The following is an 11,579-nucleotide window of genomic DNA, read 5'->3' on the forward strand; positions in this document are numbered from 1 at the left end:
ATCAAATCCTGGTGGTCTTTACCGTAATTATCCCGCACTGACTGCGTGGCTTTATAGAAATAGTCCGTATCAATATCGTGGAACTGAACGCCACTGGCTTTCATAGTTTCCAGAGATTTCGCATTATATTCTTGCCAAAGTTTGCGTTGTTCCACCTGCGCTTCTTTGGCGAGCTTAATAATGAGTTCCTGGTCTTCTTTTTTCAATTTATCCCATTTGGCTTTGGAAAACAGAAAAAGCTCAGGAATAATAAAGTGTTTGCTCCAGGTATAGTTTTTAACGACCGGTAAATAGTTGTGCGCAACAAATGTTGGCGGATTATTTTCCGTACCATCAATAACGCCGGTCTGCATACCGCTAAACACTTCGCTGACGCCCATCACGATAGAGTTAGCGCCCATCGCCTTTAAGGTATCCAGCGCTATCGGACTCGCCTGAACGCGGATTTTCATACCGTGTAAATCTTCCGGTTTCACCACCGGATTTTTAGTAATCAGGTTGCGCGTCCCGGCGTCCATCCAACCCAGGAATACCAGCCGCGATTTCGTATTGGCCGTCAGTCGGTCGCCAATCTCCTGACCGATCATGCCGTCAAGGACCTTATGCATATGGTCTTCATCGCGAAAGATATACGGCAGGGTAAATACGTTAATTTCAGGAAGAATGGCGGCAACAGGCGTCATTGAGACGCGAATAATATCAATAGCGCCTAATTGCGCCTGCTCAATCATCTGTTTTTCATCACCTAACACGCCACCTGGAAATGTTTTAATCTCCAGACGGCCATCGGTCGCGGCGCTGAGTTTCTCCCCCATATGTTTCACTGCGACGACGTTCGGGTAATCAGCCGGATGCACATCCGCGGCGCGAAAAGTTTGTGCCAGCGTTGCATGACTCGCCAGTAATACGGACGCGCCAATACACAGACTTAACAGGTTTTTTGTCAGTTTCATTTGTCCTTCTCCAGAAGTTCATAATATCCATTAACAGGAATAGCTTGCAGAGCAAATGACTGCCGGAATTAAAACGGGCAGCGAGAAACTTTCTTAACGACGTTACCTGCGCAGACTAGCTGGTGTAACAATTTATTTCGATGACTGCGTTCACAAAAAATCGCAGATGCTAATAATTTTTAGCACAGTGTTTCATTTTTGCAACACAGATCGTTTTATTGATAAAAAAACAACGCAAAGAAGGCGATTTGATACTAATTCCCTCAGCTAGCATTTCAATAAAAATAAAACACTACGATTTCGCGAGAATATCTTTCGAATGAAAAAGAGAAATGCAGGATGGTATTTACACCATCCTGCTGAGAAGTTTGATGTTTACTGCCAACCGTAGCGACGGCTATAAAAACCTTTCACTAATTGGGTCAATGTCATGTAGCCCGCCAGAATCGCAATCAGCCACGGGAAGTAGCTCAGCGGCAGCGCCTGCAATTGCAGATAGCTGGCCAGCGGCGAGAACGGTAAGGCAATGCCCACCACCATCACGACCAGCGTCATTAGCATCAGCGGCCATGCGGCGCGACTTTGGATAAACGGCACGCGACGGGTACGGATCATATGCACAATCAGCGTTTGCGACAGCAGGCCCACCACGAACCAGCCCGACTGGAACAACGTCTGATGCTCTGGCGTATTGGCATGGAAGACAAACCACATCAGGCAAAAGGTCAGAATGTCAAAGATCGAGCTGATCGGCCCAAAGAAGATCATAAAGCGGCCCAGTTCGGCGGGATTCCAACGCTGGGGCTTTTTGATCTGCTCTTCGTCGACGTTATCAAACGGAATCGCCACCTGGGATACATCATACAGCAGGTTCTGAATCAGTAAGTGCAGCGGCAACATTGGCAGGAACGGTAAAAAGGCGCTCGCCACCAGCACGCTAAACACGTTACCGAAGTTAGAACTGGCCGTCATTTTGATGTACTTCAACATGTTAGAAAAAGTACGGCGTCCTTCGATCACCCCTTCTTCCAGCACCATCAGGCTCTTTTCCAGCAGGATAATATCCGCCGCTTCACGCGCAATATCGACCGCGCCATCAACAGAGATACCGATGTCCGCCGCGCGCAGCGCCGGAGCGTCGTTGATACCATCGCCCATAAAGCCAACCACGTGGCCTTCACGTTTGAGCAGCGTGACAATGCGCTCTTTGTGCATCGGCGTCAGGCGGGCAAACAACGTGGTGCGCTGAGCAAGCGTTGCCAGTTCGTCATCGCTTAACCCTTCAATGCTGCTGCCAATCACCACATCGCCCGCATCCAACCCCACTTCATGGCACACTTTTGCCGCCACCAGCTCGCTATCGCCGGTGAGAATTTTCACCGTAATACCGCTGGCTTTCAGCGCCTTCAGCGCCGGCGCGGTGGTCTCTTTCGGCGGATCGAGGAACGCGATATAGCCTTCGAGGATCAGATCCGACTCATCAATACGCTGGTAATCACCTTCACGCGCGGGCAGGTACTTGGTGGCCACCGCCACTACGCGCAGCCCCTGACGGTTCAGCGTATCGGTAACGCGTTTCACCCGACGCAGCATGCCCTCATCCAGGGGGACAATCTCGCCGTTGTGGCGCACCTGGGTGCAGACGCTGAGGATCTCCTGCAGCGCGCCTTTGCACACCAGGTGGTGCACATCCGTTTCTTCCGCCACCACCACCGACATGCGGCGACGTTCAAAATCAAACGGAATCTCATCGATTTTCTGCCAACGGGTAGAAAGCTGGCGGGCAGATTCCTCATCCACGCCTTCCAGTACCGCCGTATCCAGCAGATTCTTCAGCCCGGTCTGGTAATGGCTGTTCAGCCACGCGGAATGCAGAACGTGCTCGCTGGGTTTTCCAGAGATATCAGTATGATTCTCCAGCACAATTTTATCCTGCGTCAGGGTCCCGGTTTTATCGGTGCACAGGATATCCATCGCGCCAAAGTTCTGGATGGCATCAAGGTGCTTGACGATGACTTTCTGTTTAGACAGCTTCACCGCCCCGCGCGCCAGCGTCGAAGTGACGATCATCGGCAGCATTTCCGGGGTCAGCCCCACCGCCACAGACAGCGCAAACAGCGCCGCCTCCCACCAGTCACCTTTGGTATAGCCGTTAATGATGAGCACAATGGGCGCCATCACCAGCATAAAGCGGATCAGCAACATGCTGACGCGGCTGATCCCTTTCTGGAAGGCATTCTGCTCGCTTTCCTGCTCGCTGACGCGGCCCGCCAGTTGCCCGAACCAGGTATTGGCTCCGGTCGAAATCACGATAGCCTGCGCCGTGCCGCTCACCACATTGGTCCCCATAAAGCACAGAGTATCGCACTCCAGCGGGTTGCTTTGCTGCGGGTCGCGGCTGGTTGCAACTTTCTCCACGGGCAGCGATTCACCGGTCAACGAAGCCTGCGCCACAAACAGATCGCGCGCCTGGACGATACGTAAATCCGCCGGGATCATATCCCCTGCCGCCAGCTTGATGACATCACCGGGTACCAACTGGTCAATCGGCAGCTCAACCCAACTGTTCTCGCCTTTTTCGTTGATAACGCGCAGCACCGTGGCGGTGTTGCTGACCATCGCTTTCAGCGCATCTGCCGCTTTGGTGGAACGCGCTTCCTGCACAAAATTCAGCAGCGTCGAGATGGCGACCATCAGCGCGATTACGCCAGCAGCAAACAGATCCTCAGTGGCATAGGAAATGGCGCCAAGAATGGTCAGCAGAATATTAAACGGATTGCGGTAGCAGACCCACAGATGCACCCACCACGGCGACGGCTTCTGCGCCGGCAACTGGTTTTCGCCATGCATTTCGCGGGCGCTCTCGACCTCTGCGGCGTTTAATCCTTCCGGGTGTGCGCCAAACGTTTTCCACAGCGCGGCTTCGTCCATCAGCGCCATTTTCAGGCAATGTTCGCTCAGCGAGGGCGGGATCGGTGTGCTGGCAACGGTCTGCGCATTGGGCAACGGGTCGCGATGCACCAGACGATGTGGTAAATGGCGGTTAAGCCGGGCAAACAGCTGGCGAGTAATATTTTTGAACATAGGCAGTCCCCCTGCGCCAGTCTTAACAGGCGCAGTAAATCTTTCAGGCGTGGCAAAGCCTTGCCTGATGGCAATTTTAAAATCACAACAGGGACGTCAGAACGTCACTGTCTTACGCATCCGGTAAGACAGTGAAAGACAGGCTTACCGGAAAGTTGTGTTTCTCCGTCTCGGGAGAGGGGTGGGATCGGGATCCATATAGCCTCCGGTAAGTGAATGATAAGCGCCGCGGATTATACGCAGAAAACCATAAGGTTTGTGGCAATTATGGCGGTATGATAAAGCATAGAAACTAAACCAAACGTATACCAGACTTTGCCCATTGCACTGTGCTTGAGTAAAGTTATTCTCTTTTGGCATAACTTCACACGCGACACGGGAAAACAGGATGCAAAATCGGCTGACCATTAAAGACATCGCCCGCTTAAGCGGTGTGGGGAAATCCACGGTTTCCCGCGTTCTCAACAACGAAAGCGGCGTCAGCGAACGTACCCGTGAACGCGTCGAAGCGGTGATGAATCAGCACGGTTTTTCCCCTTCCCGCTCTGCACGCGCCATGCGTGGGCAAAGCGACAAGGTGGTGGCGATTATCGTCACGCGCCTGGATTCTCTTTCAGAAAATCTCGCCGTGCAGACCATGCTGCCCGCTTTTTATGAACAGGGTTACGATCCGATCATGATGGAAAGCCAGTTCTCGCCTGAACTGGTCGAAGAACATCTGGGCATGCTCAGACGCCGTAATATTGACGGTGTGGTGCTGTTTGGTTTTACCGGCATTACCGAAACGATGCTCACCTCCTGGCAGGATTCTCTGGTACTGCTGGCCAGAGATGCCAAAGGCTTTGCCTCCGTCTGCTATGACGATGAGGGCGCTATTCATACCCTGATGCAGCGTTTATACGATCGCGACCACCGCCATATTAGCTTTCTTGGCGTCCCCCACAGCGACGTGACCACCGGCAAGCGCCGTCATGAAGCCTACCTGGCATTCTGTAAAAAACACAAACTGCATCCGGTTGCCGCGCTACCGGGCCTGGCCATGAAGCAGGGTTATGAGCAGGCCGCCAATGTCATCACCCCGGAAACCACCGCCTTAGTCTGCGCGACGGATACCCTTGCCCTTGGGGTCAGCAAATATCTGCAGGAGCAGCGGATTGATAATCTGCAGTTGGCGAGTGTGGGCAACACACCGCTAATGAAATTCCTCCATCCGGAAATTATCACCGTCGATCCCGGTTACGCCGAAGCCGGACGACAAGCGGCCTCGCAGCTGATCGAGCAGATCAACGGCCGTAGCGAACCGCGGCAAATCGTTATTCCCTCCACCCTCGCCTGATCGCTTTCTGAGCGCTAATTTGTGATCTTCGCTGCGTTTCGGGAACGTTCCCGTTTTTAAATATTCATCGAAGATATACTCTTGCGCCAACAACGCGGGAGTTGCCGGATGGCGACCTAACGCGTCTTATCCGGCCTACGGGGAATACACGTCATCATGAGCAAAATAAAACAAGCAGACATCGACCGGCTGATTGAGCTGGTAGGCGGGCGCGACAATATCGCTACGGTGAGCCACTGCATCACTCGCCTGCGTTTTGTGCTGAATCAGCCTGCGAATGCCAGGCCAAAAGAGATAGAGCAGTTGCCGATGGTCAAAGGCTGCTTCACCAACGCCGGGCAGTTTCAGGTGGTGATTGGCACCGAGGTGGGCGATTACTACAAAGCGCTGCTGGCGACCACCGGCCAGGCCAGTGCCGACAAAGAGCAGGCGAAAAAAGCCGCCCGGCAGAACATGAAGTGGCATGAACAGCTCATTTCTCATTTTGCAGAGATCTTCTTCCCTCTGCTGCCAGCGCTGATTAGCGGCGGCTTGATCTTAGGTTTTCGCAATGTGATCGGCGATCTGCCAATGAGTAACGGGCAGACGCTGGCGCAGATGCATCCGTCGCTGAAAACCCTCTACGACTTCCTGTGGCTGATTGGCGAAGCGATCTTCTTCTATCTGCCTGTCGGGATCTGCTGGTCAGCGGTGAAGAAAATGGGCGGTACGCCGATCCTCGGTATTGTGCTGGGTGTGACCCTGGTTTCGCCGCAGCTGATGAACGCCTATCTGCTCGGTCAACAGGTGCCGGAAGTGTGGAACTTCGGCCTGTTCAGCATAGAGAAAGTGGGCTACCAGGCGCAGGTTATCCCGGCACTGCTGGCTGGCCTGGCGCTTGGATTTATTGAAACGCGCATGAAACGCATCGTCCCGGATTATCTGTATCTGGTGATCGTCCCGGTGTGCTCGCTGATCCTCGCGGTGTTCCTTGCGCACGCCTTTATCGGTCCGTTTGGCCGCATGATCGGCGACGGCGTGGCGTTCGCGGTTCGTCATCTGATGACCGGCAGCTTTGCGCCGATTGGCGCGGCGCTGTTCGGCTTCCTGTATGCGCCGCTGGTGATCACCGGCGTACACCAGACCACGCTGGCTATCGACATGCAGATGATCCAGAGCATGGGCGGTACGCCGGTATGGCCGCTGATTGCGCTGTCAAACATCGCTCAGGCTTCTGCGGTGGTCGGCATCATTATCTCCAGCCGCAAACACAATGAACGCGAAATATCAGTACCTGCGGCGATCTCGGCTTATCTCGGGGTAACGGAACCGGCAATGTACGGGATCAACCTGAAATACCGCTTCCCGATGCTGTGCGCGATGATCGGCTCCGGTCTCGCCGGTCTGCTGTGCGGCCTGAACGGCGTGATGGCGAACGGCATTGGCGTCGGCGGCCTGCCGGGTATCCTCTCCATTCAGCCGACTTACTGGCAGGTGTTTGGCATGGCGATGGTCATCGCGATCGTTATCCCGATGGTACTGACCTCATTCGTCTACCAGCGTAAATACCGTCAGGGCACATTACAGATTGTGTAACTTTTCTTCGGGGCGCAGTTGCGCCCCATCGTATCTCCAGGAAACAGCAATGAATATTCCACACTGGTGGCAAAACGGCGTTATCTATCAGGTGTATCCCAAGAGTTTTCAGGACACCACCGGCAGCGGCACGGGTGATTTGCGCGGCGTAACGCAGCGCCTCGGCTATCTGCAAAAGCTGGGCGTGGACGCTATCTGGCTGACGCCGTTCTACATTTCGCCGCAGGTTGATAACGGCTACGATGTCGCCGACTACATGTCAGTTGACCCGGCTTACGGCACGCTTGCAGACTTTGACGAACTGGTAGCAGCGGCGAAAGCGCGCGGCATACGCATTATTCTGGATATGGTGTTTAACCACACCTCAACCCAGCACGCCTGGTTTCGTGAGGCGCTGGATAAAGACAGCCCGTATCGTCAGTTTTATCTCTGGCGCGACGGCGAACCGACCACCCCGCCGAACAACTGGCAGTCAAAATTTGGCGGCAGCGCCTGGGGCTGGCACGCCGAAAGCGAGCAGTATTATCTGCATCTCTTTGCCCCTGAGCAGGCCGACCTGAACTGGCAAAACCCGGCGGTACGCGCCGAGCTGAAAAAAGTGTGCGAGTTCTGGGCCGATCGCGGCGTGGACGGCCTGCGCCTCGACGTAGTCAATCTTATCTCCAAAGATCAGGACTTCCCGAACGATCCCGACGGCGATGGCCGCCGTTTTTATACCGACGGTCCGCGCGCGCATGCGTTTTTACGCGAGATGAACCGCGACGTTTTCACCCCACGTAGCCTGATGACAGTCGGCGAAATGTCTTCCACCACGCTGGAAAACTGTCAGCAATACGCCGCGCTGGACGGCAGCGAACTGTCGATGACTTTTAACTTCCACCACCTGAAGGTGGATTACCCCAACGGGGAAAAATGGACGTTAGCCAAACCGGACTACGTGGCGCTCAAAACTCTGTTCCGCCACTGGCAGCAGGGCATGCACAACGTCGCATGGAATGCGCTGTTCTGGTGTAACCACGATCAGCCGCGCATCGTGTCGCGTTTTGGCGATGAAGGGAAATACCGTGTGCCCGCCGCCAAAATGCTGGCGATGGTGCTGCACGGTATGCAGGGTACGCCCTATATCTACCAGGGGGAAGAGATTGGCATGACCAACCCGCACTTCCGCCAGATTACTGATTACCGCGATGTAGAAAGCCATAACATGTTCGCCGAACTGAACGGGCAGGGACGCGATGCCGAAGAGTTGCTGGCAATCCTCGCCAGTAAATCCCGCGATAATAGCCGCACGCCAATGCAGTGGGATGCCAGCCAGCACGCGGGTTTCACCGCGGGCGAACCGTGGATCAATCTGTGTGACAACGCAGCCGAGATCAACGTTGCAGCGGCGCTTGATGATGCTGATTCTGTGTTTTACACCTATCAGAAGCTGATCGCCCTGCGTAAAACGGAGCCGGTTATCACCTGGGGCGATTACCAGGATCTGTTACCAGACAGCCCACACGTATGGTGTTATCAGCGCGAATGGCAAGGACGGCGGCTGCTGGTTATTGCCAACCTGAGCGATACCTTCCAGAGCTGGCAACCGACGCATGCCGACGGAAACTGGCAGGTGCTGATGCACAACTATGCCGAGGTCGCCAGCCAACCCGTTGACATGACGCTGCGTCCTTTTGAAGCCATCTGGTGGGTGCAAAAATAGCTTGCAATGATGTTCAGGCCCGGTACGCATAGCGTGGCCGGGCGTTGTCGCCTACGCTCAGCTTACCTTCCTGTTTTTGCTGAATAATTAATCAGAATTTTCCAGGGGTAATTTACAATCGGCTGTAGCGCCCGTCATCTGTACGCTCCGATTTTTACTTTGCGCTACATCAAAAAAATCGTAAACATCCTTGATGCAAATCACTACATATAGAACTTAAAATGCACGCCGACCCAATATGTTGTATTAATCGCCTATAATTGCTACAACTACAATGCACCGCTTCACGGTGGAATTGTGGATAACGTGGGTCAGGATTGCGGGAAGTCATTGGCAATAGAGATGAATAAAGCCATGGTCGCTTCCCCAACCTCTGTGGATAACCTGTTCTTATAAATATGGAGTGATCATGACACCGCATGTGATGAAACGAGATGGCTGTAAAGTGCCGTTTAAATCAGAGCGCATCAAAGAAGCCATTCTGCGTGCAGCTAAAGCAGCGGGAGTCGATGACGCAGATTACTGTGCCACCGTCGCAGAAGTCGTTAGTAGCCTGATGAATGAGCGCAGCCAGGTCGATATCAACGAGATCCAGACAGCGGTAGAAAACCAGCTGATGTCTGGCCCGTACAAACAACTCGCCCGTGCGTACATCGAATATCGCCACGACCGTGATATCCAGCGTGAAAAACGTGGCCGTCTGAACCAGGAAATTCGTGGTCTGGTTGAGCAAACCAACTCTGCTCTGCTGAACGAAAACGCCAACAAAGACAGCAAAGTGATCCCGACCCAGCGCGACCTGCTGGCCGGGATCGTCGCCAAACACTATGCGCGCCAACACCTGCTGCCGCGTGATGTCGTTCAGGCGCACGAGCGTGGTGATATTCACTATCACGATCTCGACTACTCGCCGTTCTTCCCGATGTTTAACTGCATGCTGATCGACCTGAAAGGCATGCTGACGCAGGGCTTTAAGATGGGTAACGCGGAGATTGAGCCGCCAAAATCCATCTCTACCGCGACCGCCGTGACCGCGCAGATTATCGCGCAGGTTGCCAGCCATATTTATGGCGGTACTACCATTAACCGTATTGATGAAGTTCTCGCGCCGTTCGTGACCGAGAGCTTTAATAAACATCGCAAGACCGCTGAAGAATGGCAGATCCCGGACGCTGACGGTTATGCCCATTCCCGTACCGAGAAAGAGTGCTACGACGCATTCCAGTCCCTTGAGTATGAAGTGAACACCCTGCATACCGCCAACGGTCAGACGCCGTTCGTCACCTTTGGTTTTGGCCTGGGCACCAGTTGGGAATCGCGTTTGATCCAGCAGTCTATTCTGCGTAACCGCATTGCTGGCCTCGGTAAAAACCGTAAAACCGCCGTGTTCCCGAAACTGGTGTTCGCGATTCGCGATGGTCTGAACCACAAGTTTGGCGATCCGAACTACGACATCAAGCAGCTGGCGCTGGAATGCGCGAGCAAGCGTATGTACCCGGACATCCTGAACTACGATCAGGTGGTCAAAGTCACCGGTTCGTTCAAAACGCCAATGGGCTGCCGCAGCTTCCTCGGCGTGTGGGAAAACGAGAACGGCGAACAGGTTCACGATGGTCGCAACAACCTCGGCGTTATCAGCCTCAACCTGCCGCGTATCGCGCTGGAAGCCCATGGCGATGAAGCCACCTTCTGGAAACTGCTCGACGACCGTCTGGTGCTGGCGCGTAAAGCGCTAATGACCCGTATCGCGCGTCTGGAAGGCGTAAAAGCCCGCGTTGCGCCCATTCTGTACATGGAAGGTGCCTGCGGCGTGCGTCTGAAAGCGGACGATGACGTGTCTGAGATCTTTAAAAATGGTCGCGCCTCTATCTCTCTGGGCTACATCGGCATTCATGAGACCATCAACGCGCTGTTTGGCGACAAACATGTCTATGACAGCGAGCAACTGCGCGCCAAAGGTATCGCCATTGTGGAACGTCTGCGTCAGGCGGTCGATCAGTGGAAAGACGAGACCGGCTATGGCTTTAGCCTGTACAGCACGCCGAGTGAAAACCTGTGTGACCGCTTCTGCCGTCTGGATACCGCCGAGTTTGGCGTGGTGCCGGGCGTAACCGACAAAGGTTACTACACCAACAGCTTCCACCTCGACGTGGAGAAAAAGGTGAACCCGTACGACAAGATCGATTTCGAAGCGCCATACCCGCCGCTGGCGAGCGGGGGCTTCATTTGCTACGGCGAGTACCCGAATATTCAGCACAACCTGAAAGCGCTGGAAGACGTTTGGGATTACAGCTATCAGCACGTGCCGTATTACGGCACCAACACGCCAATCGATGAATGCTACGAGTGCGGCTTTACCGGTGAGTTCGAGTGCACCAGTAAAGGCTTCACCTGCCCGAAATGTGGTAACCACGACGCCGCGCGCGTGTCGGTCACCCGCCGCGTGTGCGGTTATTTAGGCAGCCCGGACGCACGTCCGTTTAACGCCGGTAAGCAGGAAGAAGTGAAGCGCCGCGTTAAGCATTTAGGCAATGGGCAGATCGGTTAATATCCGTTTGCAAAGGCCGTAGGCCTGATAAGACGCAATCGCGTCGCCATCAGGCATCACAATGTTGCCGGATGCGGTGCAAGCACCTTATCCGGCCTACATGCTTTCTGGACATCCTCTATGCGCTACCATCAATACTATCCTGTCGATATCGTCAACGGCCCAGGAACCCGATGCACCCTGTTTGTGTCAGGGTGCGTACACGAATGCCCCGGTTGCTATAACAAAAGCACCTGGCGGCTCAATTCCGGCGAGCCGTTTACCAAAGAGATGGAAGATAAGATCATTGCCGATCTGAACGACACGCGTATTCACCGTCAGGGAATTTCGCTGTCGGGCGGCGATCCGCTGCATCCGCAAAACGTGCCGGATATTCTGCAA

General features: G+C 54.2%; 7 protein-coding genes. 5 read left to right on the forward strand and 2 right to left on the reverse strand.

Translation table 11 applies throughout. The annotated features are described in order from the left end of the window. Both KQJ18_RS16990 and mgtA read right to left on the reverse strand, forming a co-directional pair. Positions 1 to 953, reverse strand: a 953-nt coding sequence (locus KQJ18_RS16990) for a TRAP transporter substrate-binding protein (protein ID WP_216422364.1), incomplete at its 3' end; no start/stop codon positions are given. A gap of 375 nt (positions 954 to 1,328) precedes the next feature. Beyond that, the gene (gene mgtA, locus KQJ18_RS16995; protein ID WP_204526430.1) at positions 1,329 to 4,037 is read right to left on the reverse strand and encodes a magnesium-translocating P-type ATPase; all 2,709 of its coding nucleotides are present in this window, start codon (positions 4,035 to 4,037) and stop codon (positions 1,329 to 1,331) included. Positions 4,038 to 4,425: 388 nt separating this feature from the next. Between mgtA and treR the strand changes: the two genes are divergently transcribed. The 5 genes from treR to KQJ18_RS17020 all read left to right on the forward strand — a co-directional run. Then, the gene (treR, locus tag KQJ18_RS17000; RefSeq protein WP_038636723.1) at positions 4,426 to 5,373 is read left to right on the forward strand and encodes a trehalose operon repressor TreR; all 948 of its coding nucleotides are present in this window, start codon (positions 4,426 to 4,428) and stop codon (positions 5,371 to 5,373) included. Positions 5,374 to 5,529: 156 nt separating this feature from the next. Further along, on the forward strand, positions 5,530 to 6,948 hold the full coding sequence (treB, locus tag KQJ18_RS17005) for a PTS trehalose transporter subunit IIBC (protein WP_038636721.1): 1,419 nt from the start codon (positions 5,530 to 5,532) through the stop codon (positions 6,946 to 6,948). 49 nt (positions 6,949 to 6,997) lie between these two features. After that, positions 6,998 to 8,650, forward strand: a complete 1,653-nt coding sequence (treC, locus tag KQJ18_RS17010) for an alpha,alpha-phosphotrehalase (RefSeq protein WP_087857463.1) — start codon at positions 6,998 to 7,000, stop codon at positions 8,648 to 8,650. Between the two features lie 409 nt (positions 8,651 to 9,059). Then, entirely contained in the window at positions 9,060 to 11,198 is a 2,139-nt protein-coding gene (gene nrdD, locus KQJ18_RS17015; RefSeq protein ID WP_038636715.1) for an anaerobic ribonucleoside-triphosphate reductase, read from the forward strand. A gap of 120 nt (positions 11,199 to 11,318) precedes the next feature. Continuing rightward, on the forward strand, positions 11,319 to 11,579 hold a 261-nt coding region (locus KQJ18_RS17020), incomplete at its 3' end, for a 4Fe-4S cluster-binding domain-containing protein (protein ID WP_216422365.1).

Source organism: Citrobacter sp. S55_ASV_140 (assembly GCF_018919505.1).
In the GTDB taxonomy this organism is placed as follows: domain Bacteria; phylum Pseudomonadota; class Gammaproteobacteria; order Enterobacterales; family Enterobacteriaceae; genus Citrobacter; species Citrobacter werkmanii.